Genomic DNA, 20,143 nt, shown 5'->3' on the forward strand with positions numbered 1-20,143 from the left:
CCGATCTCGGACTGCCCCTGCACGGTAGTACGCGACCGCTGTCCCCAGCGTCCCGTAGTGCCGCCCGACGTGCGGAAAGACGGACCGCGCCGGTGTGATGAACATCGCGTGGCGGGGTATCCCGCAACCGGCCAACCTCGGACCCGCAACGGGTGAAAGGACAGAGTCCCGATCCGGACGTCCGGCCAGTGGTCCGCCGACGAAGGTGCAGAGCGGTAGGGCCTAGGCTGGGCGGCAGAGTGACCCACAACGCGGTGGGTCGAGGGGAGTGGCACCGATGGACCGGCGTCCGGCGATCAAACCGGAACCCGACCTCCGGCAGGATGACTCCGGCCGGGACGACGACAGCTTCGATTCGGCGACCGACGGGGACGGCTACGGCCGGCTCGACTCGGGAGTGACCGGGCTGACCGGGTCGAGCATCGACACCATCTACGATCTGGGCCTGCCGACCGAGGCGTTGGCCGACGACGTGGAGGACGCCGAGCTCGACGAACCGGTGCCCAACGCGGAGCGCCTGGTGGCGCAGGCTGTCGCGCTCGCCGGGGACGACCACGACGCGGCGACCCTGGTGGGACGCTTCTGGCGGTTCGCCCCGGACGAGGAACTGGTCGGCTTCACGGCGGAGGAGATGCTCGACGCTGCCCGCGCGCACCGGGACCTCGCCCAGCAGCGGGTGCCCGGCGAGCTGAAGCTGCGGATCCACGAACCGCACGCGGACCAGCACCACACCGTCGTCGAGATCGTCACCGACGACATGCCGTTCCTGGTCGACTCGGTGACCGCGCTGCTCAACTCATACCACCTGGACGTGCACCTGCTGGTGCACCCGCTGGTCGTGGTCCGGCGCGAGCCGCTGGGCCGGCTCACCGAGGTCTCCGCGGACGTGGAGCCGGACGACGCGATCGCCGGCGACATCATCGAGAGCTGGATGCGGATCGAGATCGACCCGGTCCGGGACGCGGCCGAGCGTGAGCGGCTGCGCCGCGAGCTGCAGCGGGTGCTCACCGACGTGCGGGAGGCGGTGGAGGACTGGCCGAAGATGCGCCAGCGCGCCCTGGCCCTGGCCGACGAGCTGGCCGCCGCGCGGACCTCCGACAACCGCCCGCCGGTGCCGGAGAAGGACATCACCGACTCGGTGGAGCTGCTGCGCTGGCTCGCCCAGGACCATTTCACCTTCCTCGGCTACCGGGAGTACCGGTTGGTGGATGCTCCCGGCGGCGACGGCGCGGAGGTGGTCGACGGTCAGGCCCTGGAGGCGGTGCTCGGCACCGGTCTGGGCATCCTGCGGTCGGATTCGCCGGAGGCCCGTTCGCTGGCGTCGATGACGCCGGAGGCCCACGAGAAGGTGCTGGAGAAGCGCCTGCTCATCATCACCAAGGCCAACTCGCGGGCCACCGTGCACCGCTCGGCGTATCTGGACTACATCGGCTTCAAGATCTTCAACGAGGCCGGTGAGGTGATCGGCGAGCGTCGCTTCCTGGGGCTGTTCTCCACCGCCGCGTACCGGACCAGCGTGCGGGAGCTGCCGGTGGTGCGCCGCAAGGTGGCCGAGGTCCTGGACCGCTCCGGCCTGAGCCGTCGCAGCCACTCCGGCAAGGACCTGCTCCAGATCCTGGAGACCTACCCGCGCGACGAGCTGTTCCAGATCAAGACCGACGACCTGTACCACGCGGTGATCGGCGTGCTGAGGATGGCCGGCCGTCGCCAGCTGAGGGTCTTCCTGCGTCGGGACGCCTACGGGCGTTTCATCTCCTGCCTGATCTACCTGCCCCGGGACCGGTTCACCACGCAGAACCGGCTACGGATGCAGGACATCCTGCTGCGCGAGCTGAACGGTGTCGGGGTGGACTACACCACCCGGGTCACCGAGTCGATGCTGGCCCGGGTCCACTTCATCGTCCGCACCGACCCGACCCGGCCACCCGGCGAGATCGACGCCGACCTGCTCGCCGAGGAGCTGGCCGACGCGACCCGCCTCTGGGACGACGACTACCGGCTGGTGCTGGAGCGCAAGCTCGGCGACGAGCAGGCCAAGCACCTGTTCGCCCGGTACGCCGACGCGTTCCCGGAGGGTTACAAGGATGGGCACACGCCGTACGAGGCGATGAAGGACCTGGCCAAGCTGGAGCTGCTGGAGGAGCCCGGCCAGCTGGAGATGCACCTGTTCCGCAAGCAGCTCGCCCCCCGGCCCGGCACCCGGGTCCCGGGGGCCGACCTGATCGAGGCGATGGACGTCCGGTTCAAGGTCTACCGGTACGGCGAGCCGATGATGCTCTCCGCGGTACTGCCGGTGCTGCACTCGCTCGGCGTCCGCGTGGTCGACGAGCACCCGTACGAGGTGGACCGGGTCGACGGCCGGATCTACCTCTACGACTTCGGCCTCATGCTGCCCGAGGGGCACCAGGAGCTGGCCGAGGTGCGTCCGCACGTGGAGAACGCGTTCGCGGCGGCCTGGCGCGGCGAGGCCGAGGTGGACCGGTTCAACGAGCTGGTGCTGCGCGGCGGGCTGACCTGGCGACAGGTGGTGGTGCTGCGGGCGTACGCGAAGTACCTGCGGCAGGCCGGTACGGTCTTCTCGCAGGACTACATGGAGCAGACCTTCATCGCGTACCCGAAGGTCGCCGCGCTGCTGGTGGAGCTCTTCGAAACCCGGTTCGCGCCGGGTGAGCTGAGCGCGGAGCAGCGCCAGCAGCGCAGCGGTGAGCTGGTGGAGACGATCCGGGGCGCGCTGGACGACGTTGCCAGCCTCGACCAGGACCGGATCCTGCGCTCGTACCTGACGCTGATCGAGGCGACCCTGCGGACCAGCTTCTACCAGAAGCCGGTCGGCGGGCGGCCGAAGGCGTACGTGGCCTTCAAGCTCGATCCGCAGGCCATTCCGGACCTGCCGGCCCCGCGGCCGAAGTTCGAGATCTTCGTCTACTCGCCCCGGTTCGAGGGTGTGCACCTGCGGTTCGGGCCGGTGGCCCGGGGCGGGCTGCGCTGGTCCGACCGTCGGGAGGACTTCCGCACCGAGGTGCTCGGCCTGGTCAAGGCGCAGATGGTGAAGAACACCGTGATCGTGCCGGTGGGCGCCAAGGGTGGCTTCGTGCTCAAGCAGAAGCCGGGCGACCGGGACGAGGCGGTCGCCTGCTACCAGGAGTTCGTCGGCGCGATGCTGGACGTCACCGACAACATCGTCAGCGGGCAGATCGTGCCGCCCGCCGACGTGGTGCGCCACGACGGCGACGACCCGTATCTGGTCGTGGCGGCGGACAAGGGCACCGCGACGTTCTCCGACATCGCCAACGAGATCTCCATGGCCCACAACTTCTGGATGGGCGACGCGTTCGCCTCCGGCGGTTCGGCCGGCTACGACCACAAGAAGATGGGCATCACCGCCCGGGGCGCCTGGGAGTCGGTCAAGCGGCACTTCCGGGAGCTGGGCCTGGACACCCAGACCCAGGACTTCACCGTGGTGGGTGTCGGCGACATGTCCGGCGACGTGTTCGGAAACGGGATGCTGCTCTCGGAGCACATCCGGCTGGTGGCCGCCTTCGACCACCGGCACATCTTCCTGGACCCGGACCCGGACGCGGCGACCTCGTACGCGGAGCGCCGGCGGCTGTTCGACCTGTCCCGGTCCTCGTGGGAGGACTACAACCCGGAGCTGATCTCGGCGGGCGGCGGCATCTTCTCGCGTACCGCCAAGTCCATCCCGATCACGCCGCAGGTCCGGGCGGCCATCGGCCTGGACGACGACGTCACGCAGATGTCGCCGCAGGAGCTGATGAAGGCGATCGTGACCGCGCCGGTGGACCTGTTCTGGAACGGCGGCATCGGCACCTACGTCAAGGCGTCGAGCCAGACCAACGCCGAGGTGGGCGACAAGTCCAACGACGCGATCCGGGTGGACGGGCGCAGCCTGCGCTGCCGCGTGGCGGGCGAGGGCGGCAACCTGGGCTGGACCCAGCTCGGCCGGATCGAGTACGCGTTGACCGGTGGCCGGATCTACACCGACTTCATCGACAACGCGGCCGGGGTGGACACCTCCGACCACGAGGTGAACATCAAGATCCTGCTGAACACCGCGGTCGCCGACGGGGAGCTGACCACGGCTGCCCGGGACGAGCTGCTGGCCGAGATGACCGACGAGGTCGCGGAGCTGGTGCTGCGGGACAACTACGACCAGGCCCGGGCGATCAACAATGCCCAGGCCCAGGCCGCCTCGCTGCTCCCGGTGCACCGGCGGATGATCAATGATCTGGAGCGCTCGGGCGCGTTGGACCGGGCACTGGAGGCGCTGCCGCCGGACGAGGAGCTGGCGGTCCGCAACGAGTCCGGCCTGACCGCGCCGGAGTTCGCGGTGCTGCTCGCGTACGTGAAGATCGTCCTGGAACGGGAGATCCTCACCGAGGGGCTGGCCGACGAGGAGTGGACGACCGAGGTCCTGGTCAACTACTTCCCGACTCCGATGCGCGAGCGGTTCGCCGACCGGATGGGCCGGCACCGGCTGCGCCGGGACATCGTCACCACCGTGCTGGTCAACGAGGCGATCAACCGGGGCGGCATCTCGTTCGTCTTCCGGGTGGTCGAGGAGACCGCGGCCAGCGCGGCCGACGTGATCCGGGCCTATGTGGTGGTCAGCGAGGTGTTCGGGCTGCGCGACCTGTGGGAAGCGGTCGAGGCGCTGGACAACAAGGTGGCGCCGGAGCTGCAGACCAGCGTCTACCTGGACACCCGGCGGCTGCTCGACCGCGCGGTGCGGTGGCTGGTGTCCAACCGGCGCTCGCCGATCGACGTACCGGGTGAGATCGCCCGGCTGCGCGACGGGGTGGCCCGGCTGCTGCCGGGGCTGGAGGAGCTGTTCTACGGCACCGAGCGGCAGGCCATCGCGGCGCACATCGACTCGATGACCGAGCGTGGGCTGCCGCGTGAGCTGGCCGAGCAGGCGACCCGGTTGATGTACAGCTTCGGCCTGATGGACGTGGTGGAGACCGCGACCCGCAGCGGGCGGGACGTGGGCGAGGTGGCCTCGGTCTACTTCGTGCTCTCCGACCTGTTCCGGGTGGACTCGCTGCTGTCGAAGATCTCCCTGCTGCCGCGGGAGGACCGTTGGCAGACGTTGGCCCGGATGGCGCTGCGCTACGACCTGTACGCCGCGCTGGCCGCGCTCACCGCGGAGGTGCTCGGCTCCACGCCGGATCAGCTGCCGCCGCACGAGCGGGTGCAGCAGTGGGAGCAGTCGAACGCCACCTCGATCCACCGGGCGCGCCGGGCGATGGGGGAGTTCGACGAGTCGCGGGCGGATCTCGCCGCCCTGTCCGTGCTGCTGCGCCAGATCCGCACCCTGGTGCGGACCTCCGCCGCCGCCTGATCAGGTACGCCGGACGCGGTCCGGCCGGTCGGGTCACCCCGACCGGCCGGACCGGGTTCGCTGTCGCGGGTCACTCCGCCAGGGTGGCGAAGACGACCACGTTGTCCGGGTAGCTCTTGGCGGCCTGGTCGAACTGACCGCCGCAGGTGACCACCCGGAGGCCGGGCCGGTCGTTCGGCCCGTACACCAGCTCGGTGGGGAAGGACGCCTTCGGGTACGACTTCACCGAGTCGACCCTGAAGGCGACCGGTTGGCCGTCCGCGCGCCGCACGGTGATGGTGTCGCCGGGGACGAGAGAGCCGAGGTCGAAGAAGACGGCCGGGCCGAGCTTCGCCGAGTCCACGTGCCCGACGATGACCGCGTTACCGGTCTCGCCGGGGCTCGCGCCCGGCTCGTACCAGCCGGCCTGGTCGGCCTGCTCCAGCGGGGGGACCTGGACGGTGCCGTCCGGGTTGGTGCCCAGCGACATGATCGTCGCGTTGACGCCGATCTTGGGGATCTCGATGCCGGTCGGGGCGGACCGCGCCAATCCCGCCGGAACGTCCCCGTCGGCGGCAGGTTCACCGTCGACCGGCGGGGCTTCCGTGCCGGTGACAGCCGGTCCGGTGACCTCGGGACCGGCCTGGGCCAGGGGCTGCGGCGGGCGGGGAGAGGGCGTGGTCTTCAGCGCGGCGCCGATCATGCCAGCACCGATCATGGCGAGGGTGACGACGACGACCGCGCCGGCGGCGCGCCACGGTTTCCCGTGACGGCCGCCGGCCCGTGTCGTCGTCACGTCAGACGAGCGAACCATCGGTCCGCCGACGACGCATCAGCACGATCCCGCCCAGCGCGGCAGCGCCGAGCAGGCTCGCCCCACCGGTGGCCAGGCCACGGTCGGTGCCGGTGCTCGCGCCCCCGTCACCACCGTCGACCCCGCCGCGGGGCAGCACGACGAGCTCACCCTCGCCGCACGAGCCCTTGAGCTCGTAGCGACCCGGGCGGGCGTCCTTGTCGACCTTGGCCTCGCCGTAGTAGACGAAGTCCCGCTTGTGCTCCCAGCGGTCCTCGTCACGGTCCTTGCCGTTGTCGCCGCGGTCGCCGCGGTCCTTGCCGTGGTCGTCACGGTCCTTGCCGTGGTCGTCACGGTCCTTGCCGCGATCGCCGCGCTCGTCCGAGCCGTACCCGTCACGGTCCTTGCCGTTGTCCGAGCCGTACTCGGAGCCGTTGTCCTTGGACTCCCAGCCCTTGTCCGAGCCGTACTCGTCGTGGTCCTTGGACTCCCAGTCCTTCTTGTCCTCGTCCTTGGAGTCCCAGTCCTTCTTGTCGCGGCCGTGGTCCGCGTCCTGGCCGTGCTCGTCGCCCTTCCAGTCCTTGCGGTCCTCGTCCTTGCGGTCCTCGTCCTTGCGGTCCTCGTCCTTGCGGTTCTCGTCCTTGCCGTTGTGGTCCTTGCCCTTGTCGTCCTTGCGGTCCTCGTCCTTGCGGTTCTCGTCGCTGTACCCGTCAGCAGCGCCGCCGCCCTGGCCGCCGTTCTCGTCCTTGCCGTTGTGGTCCTTGCCGTTCTCGTCCTTGCCGTTGTGGTCCTTGCCGTTGTGGTCCTTGCCGTTGTGGTCCTTGCCGTTGTGGTCCTTGCCGTTGTGGTCCTTGCCGTTCTCGTCCTTGCCGTGCTCGTCCTTGCCGTTGTGGTCCTTGCCGTTCTCGTCCTTGCCGTGCTCGTCCTTGCCGTTGTGGTCCTTGCCGTTCTCGTCCTTGCCCTTGTCGTCCTTGCCGTGCTCGTCGCCGCGGTCGTCGCTCCGGTCGTCGTGCACCGGCTTGAGCTTGACCTTGCCGGTGACCTTGGACCACACGAACGCGTGCTCCTGGCGATCCGGGCAGACCTCGAGGAGCTTGACCTCTTCGCCGGCCTTGACGACGTGCGGCTTGGCGAAAACCTTGCCGTCACGGTCCTTGCCACCGTCGTGGTGCCCATCGGCGAACGCGATCCCCGGCGTGAACACCAGGAGCGACGCGCCGCCCAGCGCGGCGCCCGCAACGACCTTCCCGAGCATCTTCTTAGCCATGACCTGCGTCACTCCATCCCTGTTGTCCTGAGCCCGGCGACAACCGAGCTAAGACCGACGTTAGACCGTTTCATGAACTATCAAGGGAAAGATTCGTGTTTTGACCTTTACTGTTGCTAAGCGGCAAAGGGGTGCTACGCGGCTTTTTTTACGCCGAACGCCGTCTGGGAGCGCGACTCCGGGTTCCGCGTGCACCAGGGTGTTCCGCGCTCGCTGTGTCGGCCTGGTCGGGCCATCCGGTAGCGGCGGCCCTGGAGCCGCTCGTGCCGGTCGCGCACAGTCGGAGGTATCGTCCGCCTCGGGTCACGGACGTCGCCGCTCGAACACATTGAGCCATTGCCATGGAAGCGCTCCCATGCAAGAATCGGCGCACGCGGTTCGGGGAGCCACACCGCGCAGGCAGGGGAGTTGAGGGCATCCGGTCCGCCGGACGACATCCCGCCGCCGACCGGCCGCTTGCCGGTCGTTCACCACACCACCCACCGCCCGTCCGGGTCGGGCACCCCCGATGAATCCCGTTGGCGCCGGCGGCCGTCCGTCCAGGACGCCCACCGGGCCGTCCCGCCGGGCCGTACGCGAGCCCGGTCTCGCCCAAGGAGATCAGTGGCATGAATGTGTGGAGAAGGCTGTCCGGCCCACGCCGGGCCCTCGCGCTCGCCGGCGCGGGCGTCCTGGTCGCCGGTGGGTTGGTGACGATCCCCGTCACCGCGGCGCACGCCGCGACCCAGTGCGACATCGCCTACTCGGCGAACGAGTGGCCCGGTGGCTTCAGCGCGAACATCACCATCAAGAACATCGGTGACCCGGTCAACGGCTGGACGCTCGGGTGGACCTTCCCGAACTCCGGTCAGCGGGTGCAGCAGGGCTGGTCGGCCGAGTTCACCCAGTCCGGCAGCCAGGTCACCGCCCGCAGCCTGTCCTACAACGGCAGCTTCGCCACCGGCGCGTCTACCAGCATCGGGTTCAACGGCGCGTGGAGCGGCAGCAACCCCAAGCCGACCTCGTTCACCCTCAACGGGGTGACCTGCAACGGTGGCACCACGCCGCCGACCACGCCACCGCCGACGACCCCACCGCCGACCACGCCCCCACCGACCACGCCGCCGCCCACCGGCAGCAAGGTGGACAACCCGTACGCCGGGGCCCGGGGATACGTGAACCCCGAGTGGAAGGCCAAGGCGGACGCCGAGCCGGGCGGCAGCAGGATTTCCAACAACCCGACCGCGGTGTGGTTGGACCGGATCGCCGCCATCAACGGCACCCCGGACAGCAGCTCCAACGGCGCCTTCGGAGTGCGTGACCACCTGGAGGAGGCGCTGCGCCAGGGCGCCGGCTACATCCAGTTCGTGATCTACAACCTGCCCGGCCGGGACTGCGCCGCGCTCGCCTCGAACGGTGAACTGGGCCCGGACGACCTGCCCAGGTACAAGGCCGAGTACATCGACCCGATCGCCGCGATCCAGGCCGACCCGAAGTACCGGAACATCCGCATCATCAACATCATCGAGATCGACTCGCTGCCCAACCTGGTGACGAACACCTCCGGGCAGGCCGGCGGCACGGCGATGTGCGACACGGTCAAGGCCAACGGCGCGTACGTCAACGGCGTCGGCTACGCCCTGGCCAAGCTGGGCACGCTCGGCAACGTCTACAACTACATCGACGCCGCGCACCACGGCTGGATCGGCTGGGACACCAACTTCGGCCCGACCGCCGATCTCCTGAAGACCGCCGCGGTCGCCTCCGGCAGCACGGTGGCCAACGTGCACGGGTTCATCGTCAACACGGCGAACTACTCTGCCCTGCGCGAGCCGTACATCAAGATCACTGACAACGTGAACGGCCAGTCGGTGCGGCAGTCGAAGTGGATCGACTGGAACTTCTACGTAGACGAGCTGTCGTTCGCCCAGGCGTTCCGCGACAAGCTGGTCCAGGTCGGCTTCAACTCCGGCATCGGCATGCTGATCGACACCTCCCGCAACGGCTGGGGCGGCACCGCCCGGCCCACCGGACCGGGCGCGACGACCAGTGTGGACACCTACGTCAACGGTGGTCGGATCGACCGCCGGATCCACGCCGGCAACTGGTGCAACCAGGCCGGCGCGGGCCTCGGCGAGCGGCCCCGGCCGGCTCCCGAGCCGGGCATCGACGCGTACGTCTGGGTGAAGCCTCCGGGCGAGTCGGACGGTTCCAGCGAGCTGATCCCGAACGACGAGGGCAAGGGCTTCGACCGGATGTGCGACCCGACCTACACCGGCAACCCCCGCAACGGCAACAGTGCGACGGGTGCCCTGCCGAACGCGCCGATCTCCGGCGCGTGGTTCTCCGCGCAGTTCCAGGAGCTGATGCGCAACGCGTACCCGGCGCTCTGACCGGATCGCTCCCGCACCCACCCGCCGCCGGTGGTAGGTGAGGCACTGCCGGCGGCAGGTTCCCCGGGTCCCCGGTCCGACCGTGACGGTCGGGCCGGGGACCCCCTCGTGCGCCCTGCTCAGGGCACGGTGCGCTCGATCGCCGCCCGACCCTGCTCGGCCAGGTCACGGCGGGCCCTGTCCAGGTTCTCCGGGGTGAGGTCCTGCCCGCGGGCCATCACCAGGTCCTCCGGCTCCCAGGGCTGTTCCGCGCCGGTACGGATGTTGTCCCCGCCGGCGCCGGTGCCCGTTCCGGTCGCCCCGGTGCCGGCGGCGTACGGGTCGCCGAGCAGATCGTCGGTGTCCGGCGCGAGGTCGTCCGGCCGGGTGCGGGGTTCACCGAAGGCCGGGGTGTCCCGGTCCGGGCCGCCCCCGGTCCGCAGCTGCGGGACGGTGCTGTCATCGTCCGCCGCCGCGGCCATCTCCGGGCTCTCCTCCAGCGGGGGTCGGCGGTCGCGATCGGTCATGGTGCTGCCTCCTGTGTCCGACACGTTGCCTGATCCCCCTCGCGTACCCCCTCGGGCGGCGCCCATGCCCCGCGCCCCCGGGTGGGCCGATGTGCGCCGACCACCCGGTGGGCGCGCCGTCGGTCAGCTACCGGGATCCTTCTCGTTCGGCGCGGGTGGCTCGGCCGGGCGCAGCCACTGCCAGAGCAGCATGAGCAGGCCGAAGGCGAGCATCACCAGACCGGCCCACAGGTTGATCCGGACGCCCTCGGCCTTGTCGATCTCGGCCCGGCTGTCGAAGACGCCGATCAAGGTCACGATGACCCCGTACGCCACGAAGAGACCACCGATCACCCGGCGGATGTCGAACAGCCGCGCCGCGGCGGAGCGGCGCTGCTCCTTCTGCGTCTCGTCGATCAGCGGGTCCTGTGCCGGCTGGCCGTCGTTGCTCATCTGCCGACCCCTTTCCTAGAAGACCGGGATGTAGAAGAGGGCGGCCAGCGCGACCGCGATCACGCCGAGCAGCACGGGGGAGCGGTACCAGGCGGCGTCGCCCGCGAGCACATCGCCCTTCAGGTCGACGCCGCCCATGCCGTAGACCAGCCCGCGCAGTTCCTCGTCGCGTTTCGGCGCGGTGAGCGGCGTGATGATCGCGGCGACCACCACCGCCGTGGCGAACGCGAGGCCGGCACCCCAGAAACTCTCCTCCAGGTCGGAGTTGAAGTGGACCACTCCGCCCTTGTAGAGCAGGTAGAGGCTCAGCGACACCAGGGTGCCCAGCAGCAGCGACCAGAAGCCGGCCAGCGCGCTCATCCGCTTCCAGAACATGCCGATGATGAAGGTGGCGAAGAGTGGCGCGTTGAAGACGGAGAAGAGCGCCTGGATGTAGTTCATGATGTTGCTGAACCCGGCCGCGATGAACGCGGTGCCGATGCCGATCACCACGGCCGCGACCGTCGCCCACCGGCCGATCCGCAGGTAGTACTCGTCCGACCGGTCGCGGCGGATGTACGACTGCCAGATGTCGTAGGTGAAGACGGTGTTGAAGCCGCTCACGTTGGCCGCCATGCCCGCCATGAACGAGGCGAGCAGGCCGGTGACCGCCACCCCGAGCACGCCGTTGGGGAGCAGGTCGCGCATCAGCAGCGGGATGGCGTTGTTGTACTGCAGGTCGCCGCTCTCCGCGCCGAGGCCCTTCACCGTCACCAGGGCCACCAGGCCGGGGATGACCGTGACCAGGGGGATTAACAGTTTCGGGTACGCGGCGATGATCGGCGTACGCCGGGCGGCGCTCATGTTCTTCGCCGACAGCGCCCGCTGAACCTCGGCGAAGTTGGTTGTCCAGTAGCCGAACGAGAGCACGAAGCCGAGGCCGAAGACGATGCCGATCCAGTGCGCGCCGAGCGGGTTGGCGGTGGTGCCGGTGTCCTGCCAGGCGTGCAGGCCCGCCTCCCCGAGCTTGGAGTCGCGGACCGCGTCCATCAGCCCGGACACCCCGCCCACCTTGACCAGGCCGATCACGGTGACCGGGATGAGGCCGGCCAGGATGACGAAGAACTGGAGCACCTCGTTGTAGATCGCCCCGGACAGACCGCCGATGGTGATGTACGCCAGCACGATCGCCGCGCCGACCACGATCGCGGTCCAGAGCGGCCAGCCGAGCAGGGCCTGCATCACCAGGGCCAGCGCGTACAGGTTCACTCCGGCGATCAGCACCTGGGCGACGGCGAAGCTGAGCGCGTTCAGCAGGTGGGTGGGGCGGTTGAACCGCAGCCGCAGGTACTCCGGCACGCTGCGGACCTTGGAACCGTAGTAGAAGGGCATCATCACGATGCCCAGGAAAACCATCGCCGGCACCGCGCCGATCCAGTAGTAGTGGACCGTCATCACGCCGTACTGGGCGCCGTTCGCGGCCATCCCGATGATCTCCAGCGCGCCCAGGTTCGCGGAGACGAAGGCGAGACCGGTCACCCAGGCCGGCAGGGACCGGCCGGAGAGGAAGAAGTCCACGCTGGTGCGGATCGCCCGGCGGGCGGCGAAGCCGACCCCGAGGACGGTGACGAAATAGAGGGCCAGGATGAGGTAGTCCAGGACATTCATGTCGAGCCGAAGACCGCCGCCGCCGTCGTCCATCGCCGTCACCCCTCGTCCGCCGCCCGTTCGATCGCGCGCGCCCTATTACCCCGAACGGGCGTTTTCACGCCTGCATGTCGGGTCCGCCGTGTTCGGGCCCGATCGGGCGGTCTCCACCAGGTCGATCCGGCGGGAGAACGGGCGGGACGGCTCCCCGGGCGTGCCAGGGCGCCCCGGCCGGCTGGCCGGGGCGCCCGTGGTCTGTCGCTCAGCGACCCAGCACGCGGTCCAGGAAGTCCCGGTAGCGGCGTACCGCCATGCGCAGTTGCTCGGTGTCCGCCGACCCGGCGTCCTGCCACCCGCCCAGCGCGTTCTTCTGCGCGGCCAGCGCCGACGCGAGCGCCTGGATGGCCTCTTCCACCAGCGACTGCGCCTCGCCGGCCGCGGCCTGCGGATCGTCCACGAAACGCAGCTGCACGTCCCGCCAGCGGTCCTGGAAACGCTGCGCGGTCTCCGCGTCGAGAAGCGTGGCCGGCTCGGCCGCCACGGTCGACCCGGCGGGTCGCGACGTACCGGCCGACTCCAGCGAGGCGCCGGCGCCACTGGGGGCCAGCACCGGGTCGGCATCCGGCGAGACCGCGTCCGGGTCGACCATTCCCGGCGTGGCGCTGCCGTAGGCGGCCGCGTCCGGGTCGCCGCCGGCTGCGGTCAGATCACTGCGCCGCTCGGGTCCACCGTCCGTGCTCCCCGGCGGAGCGACGGTCCGCATGGACGTGTCCGCGTCGGCGCGGGCGTCGTCGGTCTCCGGATCGGTGCCCCGGCGGTGCAGCTCGGCGGTGGGGTCGGCACGCAGACCCTCACGCTCGCCGTCCTCGGCGCCGTCCCCGGGCTGGGCGGTCCGCTCGGCCCGGGGGTCCGGCTGGTCCTCCGGGCGCGGGCTGGCCAGCGCGGACGCCGCCACCGCATCGGCCACCGTGGTGGCGCCGAAGGTGGTCGGCAGCGGCCCCGGCTCATGGAACTCGCGCTCGTCGGTCTTGTCGTCCGAGGCCGACGGGTCGTCGAAGGTGCCCCGGTCGTCCAGGGCGTCCTCGGGCACGTCCGCGCGACCGGCCCGGTCGCCGGCCGGCGGCACCGGCACCGGCGCGGACCGGCCGGCCTCCGGATGGTCGTTGCTCACCTGCGGCTCTTCCTGGCGCATCGGTGGCCTCCTCAGCGGCTCGTGGCGTCGTGCGGGGTGTCCGGGTGACGTTGTTCGGGCGGACGGTGGCCGACCGGCTCCTCACCGAGCAGGTCGGCGAAGAGTGCCCGGTAGTGCACGACCGCCTGGCGCAGCTCCTCGGTGCTGGCTTCGCCCCGGGAGTTGCGCAGGTGGATCTCGTGCGCGTCCCGGTAGTTGGTCAGCGTGCGGGCGTGGTCGACGGAGAGATGGGCGATCTGGTCCGAGAAGTCCCCGGTCGGATAGCCCTGTTCCTCGATGAGCCGGGTGACCAGCTCATCCGCGTCGCCCACGGTCTCGCCGGGCGAGTCGACGAAGCGGACCTGAAGCTCCTCCCAGGCGGCGGCGTACCGCGCCCGGGACTCCGGACTGAGCGGGGTGAGCGTGAGCTCGGCGTGCCGGCGTTCCCGGTCGCGCAGCTCGCGCTCCGCGGCGGACCGGCTGTCCTGCTCCGCCACCACCCGGTCGTACTCCGGCCCGAACCGGCTGCGCAGCCCGCGGCGGCGGCCGAGTGTCCGGACGGCCGCGGCCAGTGCCGCGACGAGCACCAGCACGACGAGCACGACGACGATTATCTGCGTGGGCGACATGGCTCCTCCTTCGTCACCTCGTATTCCCTCGCGGCACTGATCGCCAATCCCGATCCGGGGCACTTTCCTCAACGGTCCGTGTCCGGTGTCGCGGAACGTGTTGCCGTTCGTGCGATGACGAGGCCACAGCACGGGATCCAGCCAAAATTTGACTCATTCCAGAAAGCGCGCTTGGGTGGGGTGATGCCGGTCAGGTCCGACTCTGGAGGAGAGCGATGAGCGACCCACAGGACAGCAAGCCGATCCTCACCACCCGGCAGGGCCACCCCGTGCACAACAACCAGCAGCAGCGGACGGTCGGTTCGCGTGGCCCCGCCACGCTGGAGAACTACCACTTCCTGGAGAAGATCAGCCACTTCGACCGGGAGCGGATCCCGGAGCGGGTCGTGCACGCGCGCGGTTTCGTCGCGCACGGCGAGTTCGCGGCGTACGGGACGATCGGTGACGAACCGGCGGCGAAGTACACCCGCGCCAAGCTGTTCCAGACGAGGGGCAAGAAGACCCCGGTCACCATCCGGTTCTCCACCGTCATCGGGGGCCGGGACTCCTCCGAGGCCGCCCGCGACCCGCGCGGTTTCGCGGTCAAGTTCCGCACCGAGGACGGCAACTGGGACGTGGTGGGCAACAACCTCCAGGTCTTCTTCATCCGCGACGCGATCAAGTTCCCCGACGTGATCCACGCGCTGAAGCCGGACCCGGTGACCTTCCGTCAGGAGCCGAACAGGATCTTCGACTTCATGTCGAACACGCCGGAGTCGATGCACATGCTGACCTGGCTCTTCTCCCCGTACGGCATCCCGAAGAACTACCGCACCATGCGTGGCTCCGGGGTCAACACCTACCGTCTCGTCAACGTGCACGGCGAGGGTGTGCTGGTCAAGTTCCACTGGATGACCCAGCAGGGCGAGCACAACCTGACCCAGGCGGAGGCGGACGCGATCCAGGCCACCGAGCTGGGCCACGCCTCCAAGGACCTCTACGAGGCGATCGAGCGCGGCGAGTACCCGCAGTGGGAGCTCAACGTGCAGATCATGAGCGACGACGAGCACCCGGAGCTGGACTTCGACCCGCTCGACGACACCAAGATCTGGCCGGAGGAGCGGTTCCCCTACCTGTCGGTGGGCATGATGACGCTCAACCGCAACATCACCGACCACCACAACGAGAACGAGCAGATCGCCTTCGGCACCGGTGTGCTGGTCGACGGCATCGACTTCTCCGACGACAAGATGCTCATCGGGCGCACCTTCTCCTACTCGGACACCCAGCGCTACCGGGTCGGCCCGAACTACCTCCAGCTGCCGGTCAACCGGCCGCGCGAGGACGTCCAGGTCAGCACCAACCAGGGCGGCGGCCAGATGTCGTACGGCGTGGACAACCGGGGCGGGAACCCGCACATCAACTTCGAGCCGTCCTCGGTCGCCGGTCTCCAGGAGGCCGACGAGTCCTACCGGGAGTACCGCCCGTTCGTCTCGGGGCAGGTCATGAAGGCCCCGATCGAGCGGCAGAACAACTACTCCCAGGCCGGCCGGCGCTTCCGCGAGATGGCGGACTGGGAGCGCGACGACCTGATCCTCAACCTGACCACGCTGCTGGCCCGGTGCGACAAGCACATCCAGGAGAAGATGGTCTGGCACTTCAGCCAGTGCGACGAGAACTACGGCCGGCGGGTCGCCGAGGGGCTCGGCATCGCCGCCAACGCCTGACCCGTACCCGTACCGCACGACCACGAGCGCCCCGCCGGTACACCGGCGGGGCGCTCGCCGTGCCGGCCCAGCGGATTCCGGAGCGTCCATGTTGGCGCGACAGGCGGTAGTGCAACGCCGCGCGATTACGTATCCTGCCCAAGGCGCCCGCGCCGGTGCCCGGCCTCCTGGTCGGGCGCAGCCGGCCGGCGCGTTGCCCGGCGGTGCCGGCGCCCCTCCTGCCACCCCTGCACGGGCGAGGTCTGATGAGAACCCGCGACTGGCCGATCCGCTCGAAGCTGACCGCGTTGGTCGTCGCGCCGGTGACCGCGCTACTGGCGTTGTGGATCTTCGCCACCACGCTGACCTTCGGTCCCGCGCTGGACCTGCTCTCCGCCCGCACCCTGCTGTACGACCTGGGCCGCCCCGGCGAGACCGTGGTCACCGAGCTGCAACGCGAACGCCGGCTCTCGGTGGTGCAGCTCGCCGGCACCACGGAGCTGCCAGCCCTGGCCGAGCAGCGGCAGCGTACCGATCGGGCGGTCGCCGAGCTGCGCCGCCGGGTCGACGGGGAGGAGCTGCGCGACGCCGCCGACGACCTGCTCGACGCTCGGGTCGACCGGCTGGTCACCGCCCTCGCGGCCCTGCCGGCCGGCCGGGACTTCATCGACGACCGCAAGGTGGACCGGGCCGGCGCCATCGGCCTCTACAGCGGCATGATCTCCTCGGCCTTCCAGGCGTTCGCCGGCATGGCGAACCTGGCCGAGCCCGACCTCAACCGGCAGGTGCTGGCTCTCACCGCGCTGGGTCGCTCGCGGGAGCTGCTCGGCCAGGCCGACGCCCTGCTGGCCGGAGCGCTGGCGGCGGGCCGGTTCGCCGAGGGGGAGCACACCCAGCTCGTGCAGGCCATCGGCAACCAGCGGTGGCTCACCGAGAGCGCGGTGGCCGACCTGCCCGAGGCGGCTCGGGCCGGGTACCAGCGGTTGACCGAGGGCACCGCGTTCACCCGCCTCCGCGCCATGCAGGACACGCTGGTCGTGGCCAACCGGTCCGGCCGGCCACCGGTGGACGCCGCGGCCTGGCAGGCCAGCCACGACGCGGTGCAGCAGCAGCTCCGCGACTTCGAGCTGACCGAGGCCGACGGGCTCACCGACCGCTCGGTGCCGATGGCGGTCCGGATCCTGGTCCGGTTGGCCGCGGCCGGGGTGCTCGGGCTCGTCGCCGTGGTGATCTCGGTGCTCGTGGCGCTGCGGGTCGGCCGCACGCTGGTCCGACGGCTCAGCGGCGTCCGCACCGCCGCGCTGGAGCTGGCCGAACACCGGCTGCCGGACGTGGTTACCCGGCTACGCCGGGGTGAGCAGGTCGACGTCGCCCGGGAGGCGCCCCCACTGAAATACGGCCACGACGAGATCGGCGAGGTCGGGCGAGCCTTCACCGAGGTGCAGCGCACCGCGGTCCAGGCCGCGGTGGACGAGGTCACCCTGCGCCGGGGGCTCAACGAGGTCTTCCTCAACATCGCCCGCCGCAGCCAGAGCCTGGTGCACCGGCAGCTGCACCTGCTGGACCGCATGGAGCGGCGCGCCGAGGACCCGGACGAGCTGGCCGAGCTGTTCCAGGTGGACCACCTGGCCACCCGGCTCCGCCGGCACGCCGAGGACCTGGTCATCCTCGCCGGCTCCGCGCCGGGCCGCGGCTGGCGCAACCCGGTCGCGATGGTCGACCTGATCCGGGGCGCGAGCTCGGAGGTCGAGGCGTACGACCGGGTGGACATCACCGCCGTTCAGCCGGCCGGCGTGCTGGGCCGGGCCGTCGGTGACGTCATCCACCTGCTCGCCGAGCTGATCGAGAACGCCACGGCCTTCTCACCGCCGGACACCCGGGTCACCGTCAGCGGGGAGCAGGTGGCCAACGGGTACGCGCTGGAGATCACCGACCAGGGGCTGGGGATGTCCGCCGCGGCGCTGGAGAGCGCCAACGTCCGGCTCGCCAGCTCGCCCGAGTTCGACCCGGCGCAGAGCGCTCGCCTCGGTCTCTTCGTGGTGGCCCGGCTGGCGGCACGGCACGGGGTGCGGGTGCGGCTGCGCCCGTCCGGGGAGGGCGGGGTGACCGCCGTGGTGCTGGTCCCCACCGACCTGATCACCACCGAGCCGCCGGCCGGCCCCGACCCGGCCGGGCTGGGCGCCGCGTCACCCGGCCCGGACCGGCGGCTGGCCCGGACCGGCCGGCGCGCTGCCGTACCCCGGACCCGGGCCGGCCGCAGCCGGGCACTCACGGCCCCGCTCACCGCCGGCGCCCCGTCCGCCCGACCCACCGGCACACCGGACCCGGCGCCCACGAACGGTTCAGGTGCCAACGGGTCAGGCGACGGCGGGCCACCACCGATCGGGTCGGCCACGGGTCGCGGGTCAGGTGACGGTGCGGGCGACCGGCTGCCGGCCGACGGCGAGGCGGTGGACGAGCTGGACGGGCTGCCCCGCCGGGTGCGGCGGCGTACCCCGGCATCCCGGCCCCGGTCGACCGTCACCGACACCCCGACGCCCCGATCGCCTGAGGAGGTGCGTCGGGTGATGTCGGCTCTCCAGGCCGGGACCGCCCGGGGCCGCGCCACCGTCATCAACCCGGGCGGCCCGGCCGGCCCGGCCACCGCCCCGGCAGGACCCGCCGCCGCCTCGGCCTCTCCAGACCCGACGGCGCCAGGAGACCCCGCAGGCCAGGCCGGCGCGGACCCGGCTGTCAGGCCGGCCGCCGATCCGGTGCCGGCGCGAGTCGCCGACCCGGGGCCTGCCCCGGCCGCCGCGCCCGCCGCGGCCTCCGAACCCCCGACCGCGACTGAGAGGGACGCCTAGTGCCGCATTCGACGAAGCAGAGCACCGGCCTCGACTGGCTGCTCGACGAGTTGGTGGAACGGGTACCGGCGGCCCGGGAGGCGGTGGTGCTCTCCGCCGACGGGCTGCTGCTCGGCTCCTCGGCCGAGCTGGAGCGCTCCGACGCCGAGCACCTCTGCGCCCTCGCCGCCGGCTTCTCCAGCCTGGCCCGGGGCGCGAGCAGGCACGTGGACGGTGGCCCGGTCCGGCAGACCGTGGTGGAGATGGAGTCGGCGTACCTCTTCGTCACCGCCGCCGGGCAGGGCACCTGCCTGGCCGTGGTGAGCGACGCCGACGCGGACATCGGCCTGGTCGCGTACGAGATGGCGATGTTGGTGATCCGGGTCGGGGAGAACCTCACCGCACCGGCCCGATCGTCGGCGGGTGCCGGTGATGCGAGCTGAGCCGCCCGGGCCGCAGCACGAGTGGCTGGACGGCGACGCCGGCCCGGTAGTGCGCCCGTACACCCTCACCGGCGGCCGGGTACGCTCCGCCGTCGATGGGTTCGACCTCGTCGCGTTCGTACTGGCCGGGTCGGATCTCGACCCGGCGGCCGACCCACGGCTGCTCCCGGAGCACCGGCGGCTGGTCGCGCTGGCCCGCCGGCCGGTGTCGGTGGCCGAGCTGGCGGCCGAGCTGGACCTCGCGGTCGGGGTGGTCCGGGTGCTGCTCGGTGACCTCCTCGCCCAGGGACTGGTCGCGGTGCACGAGCCGCCGGCCGCCGGGCACCTTCCCGACAACGACATCCTCAAGGCGGTGGTCAGTGGACTTCGTGCGCTATGACCATGCGGGCTCCGGCACCACCATCCCGCTCGCACTGAAGATCCTCATCGCCGGTGGATTCGGGGCCGGCAAGACGACGCTGGTCAGCGCGCTGAGCGAGGTCCGGCCGTTGCAGACCGAGGAGGTGCTGACCGGGGCCGGAATCGGCACCGACGACATCTCCGGGGTGGAGGGGAAGTCGACCACCACGGTGGCGATGGACTTCGGCCGGATCACCATCAACGACGACCTCCAGGTCTACCTGTTCGGCACCCCGGGGCAGGACCGGTTCTGGTTCCTCTGGGACGAGCTGGCCTTCGGCGCACTCGGCGCGGTGGTGCTCGCCGACACCCGGCGGCTGGCCGACTGCTTCCCCTCCATCGACTACTTCGAGCAGCGCGGCATCCCGTTCGTGGTGGGCGTGAACTGCTTCGACGACTCCCGCCGGTTCAACCTGGAGACCGTACGCCGGGCGCTCGACCTTGACCCGGACGTGCCGATGGTGCTCTGCGACGCGCGGGACCGGCAGTCCGGCAAGCTGGTGTTGATCTCCCTGGTCGAGCACGTGGCCCGGCAGCGCGGAGAGCCGGTGCCGGCCGCCTGAGTCGCCGCCGCCCACGGCCGGCCGGCAGCGGCTGGGGTCCTGGCGGCGCCGATCCGGAGCCGGAAAGCCGGTTAACGAGCCGGCATCGCGGGCA

Annotated in this window: 14 protein-coding genes; 7 read left to right on the plus strand and 7 right to left on the minus strand. The window is 70.9% G+C overall.

What is annotated here, in order from left to right; all coding sequences use genetic code 11:
- The first annotated feature begins 277 nt into the window (after positions 1-277).
- Positions 278-5,359 carry an NAD-glutamate dehydrogenase gene (locus KBX63_RS07385; protein ID WP_210909781.1) on the plus strand — a complete coding sequence of 1,694 codons (5,082 nt, stop codon included), beginning with the start codon at positions 278-280 and terminating at the stop codon, positions 5,357-5,359.
- A gap of 70 nt (positions 5,360-5,429) precedes the next feature.
- On the opposite strand, the gene KBX63_RS07390 is transcribed toward KBX63_RS07385, so the two are convergent.
- Together KBX63_RS07390 and KBX63_RS07395 are read right to left on the minus strand one after the other, a co-directional pair.
- Positions 5,430-6,134, minus strand: a complete 705-nt coding sequence (locus KBX63_RS07390; RefSeq protein WP_210909783.1) for a class F sortase — start codon at positions 6,132-6,134, stop codon at positions 5,430-5,432.
- Position 6,135: 1 nt separating this feature from the next.
- Complete coding sequence (locus tag KBX63_RS07395) at positions 6,136-7,398, minus strand: hypothetical protein (protein ID WP_210909785.1); 1,263 nt, start codon at positions 7,396-7,398, stop codon at positions 6,136-6,138.
- A 608-nt stretch (positions 7,399-8,006) separates the two neighbouring features.
- On the opposite strand from KBX63_RS07395, the gene KBX63_RS07400 reads away from it, so the two are divergent.
- Positions 8,007-9,770 carry a glycoside hydrolase family 6 protein gene (locus KBX63_RS07400; protein WP_210909787.1) on the plus strand — a complete coding sequence of 588 codons (1,764 nt, stop codon included), beginning with the start codon at positions 8,007-8,009 and terminating at the stop codon, positions 9,768-9,770.
- A gap of 119 nt (positions 9,771-9,889) precedes the next feature.
- Here the strand turns inward: KBX63_RS07400 and KBX63_RS07405 are convergent, their stop codons facing one another.
- The 5 genes from KBX63_RS07405 to KBX63_RS07425 form a co-directional block, all read right to left on the minus strand.
- Entirely contained in the window at positions 9,890-10,276 is a 387-nt protein-coding gene (locus KBX63_RS07405; protein WP_210909800.1) for a hypothetical protein, read from the minus strand.
- Positions 10,277-10,399: 123 nt separating this feature from the next.
- Entirely contained in the window at positions 10,400-10,708 is a 309-nt protein-coding gene (locus KBX63_RS07410) for a hypothetical protein (protein ID WP_210909829.1), read from the minus strand.
- Between the two features lie 15 nt (positions 10,709-10,723).
- Positions 10,724-12,388, minus strand: coding sequence for a sodium:solute symporter family protein (locus tag KBX63_RS07415; protein WP_210909831.1), 1,665 nt, complete (start codon positions 12,386-12,388; stop codon positions 10,724-10,726).
- Between the two features lie 208 nt (positions 12,389-12,596).
- Positions 12,597-13,526 carry a hypothetical protein gene (locus tag KBX63_RS07420; RefSeq protein WP_210909832.1) on the minus strand — a complete coding sequence of 310 codons (930 nt, stop codon included), beginning with the start codon at positions 13,524-13,526 and terminating at the stop codon, positions 12,597-12,599.
- 11 nt (positions 13,527-13,537) lie between these two features.
- Entirely contained in the window at positions 13,538-14,134 is a 597-nt protein-coding gene (locus KBX63_RS07425) for a hypothetical protein (protein WP_210909834.1), read from the minus strand.
- A gap of 215 nt (positions 14,135-14,349) precedes the next feature.
- Between KBX63_RS07425 and KBX63_RS07430 the strand changes: the two genes are divergently transcribed.
- The 5 genes from KBX63_RS07430 (at position 14,350) to KBX63_RS07450 (ending at position 20,049) form a co-directional block, all read left to right on the plus strand.
- A complete protein-coding gene (locus KBX63_RS07430; protein ID WP_210909836.1) occupies positions 14,350-15,840 on the plus strand; it encodes a catalase in 1,491 nt (496 codons plus the stop codon).
- Between the two features lie 245 nt (positions 15,841-16,085).
- Positions 16,086-18,665, plus strand: coding sequence for a nitrate- and nitrite sensing domain-containing protein (locus tag KBX63_RS07435; RefSeq protein WP_210909838.1), 2,580 nt, complete (start codon positions 16,086-16,088; stop codon positions 18,663-18,665).
- A complete protein-coding gene (locus tag KBX63_RS07440; protein WP_210909840.1) occupies positions 18,665-19,087 on the plus strand; it encodes a roadblock/LC7 domain-containing protein in 423 nt (140 codons plus the stop codon). Before KBX63_RS07435 ends, KBX63_RS07440 begins: the two co-directional genes overlap by 1 nt.
- Positions 19,077-19,466 carry a DUF742 domain-containing protein gene (locus KBX63_RS07445; protein WP_210909842.1) on the plus strand — a complete coding sequence of 130 codons (390 nt, stop codon included), beginning with the start codon at positions 19,077-19,079 and terminating at the stop codon, positions 19,464-19,466. Before KBX63_RS07440 ends, KBX63_RS07445 begins: the two co-directional genes overlap by 11 nt.
- Entirely contained in the window at positions 19,447-20,049 is a 603-nt protein-coding gene (locus KBX63_RS07450; protein ID WP_089019271.1) for an ATP/GTP-binding protein, read from the plus strand. Before KBX63_RS07445 ends, KBX63_RS07450 begins: the two co-directional genes overlap by 20 nt.
- Positions 20,050-20,143 lie beyond the last annotated feature (94 nt).

The organism is Micromonospora sp. U21 (assembly GCF_018070045.1).
GTDB lineage: Bacteria > Actinomycetota > Actinomycetes > Mycobacteriales > Micromonosporaceae > Micromonospora.

What these genes read in the sequence shown, in the direction of transcription:
- KBX63_RS07385 (WP_210909781.1), top strand. Translation starts at nt 278, where the DNA reads ATGGACCGGCGTCCGGCGATCAAACCGGAACCCGACCTCCGGCAGGAT.
- KBX63_RS07395 (WP_210909785.1), bottom strand. Translation starts at nt 7,398, where the DNA reads ATGGCTAAGAAGATGCTCGGGAAGGTCGTTGCGGGCGCCGCGCTGGGC.
- KBX63_RS07400 (WP_210909787.1), top strand. Translation starts at nt 8,007, where the DNA reads ATGAATGTGTGGAGAAGGCTGTCCGGCCCACGCCGGGCCCTCGCGCTC.
- KBX63_RS07405 (WP_210909800.1), bottom strand. Translation starts at nt 10,276, where the DNA reads ATGACCGATCGCGACCGCCGACCCCCGCTGGAGGAGAGCCCGGAGATG.
- KBX63_RS07410 (WP_210909829.1), bottom strand. Translation starts at nt 10,708, where the DNA reads ATGAGCAACGACGGCCAGCCGGCACAGGACCCGCTGATCGACGAGACG.
- KBX63_RS07415 (WP_210909831.1), bottom strand. Translation starts at nt 12,388, where the DNA reads ATGGACGACGGCGGCGGCGGTCTTCGGCTCGACATGAATGTCCTGGAC.
- KBX63_RS07420 (WP_210909832.1), bottom strand. Translation starts at nt 13,526, where the DNA reads ATGCGCCAGGAAGAGCCGCAGGTGAGCAACGACCATCCGGAGGCCGGC.
- KBX63_RS07425 (WP_210909834.1), bottom strand. Translation starts at nt 14,134, where the DNA reads ATGTCGCCCACGCAGATAATCGTCGTCGTGCTCGTCGTGCTGGTGCTC.
- KBX63_RS07430 (WP_210909836.1), top strand. Translation starts at nt 14,350, where the DNA reads ATGAGCGACCCACAGGACAGCAAGCCGATCCTCACCACCCGGCAGGGC.
- KBX63_RS07435 (WP_210909838.1), top strand. Translation starts at nt 16,086, where the DNA reads ATGAGAACCCGCGACTGGCCGATCCGCTCGAAGCTGACCGCGTTGGTC.
- KBX63_RS07445 (WP_210909842.1), top strand. Translation starts at nt 19,077, where the DNA reads ATGCGAGCTGAGCCGCCCGGGCCGCAGCACGAGTGGCTGGACGGCGAC.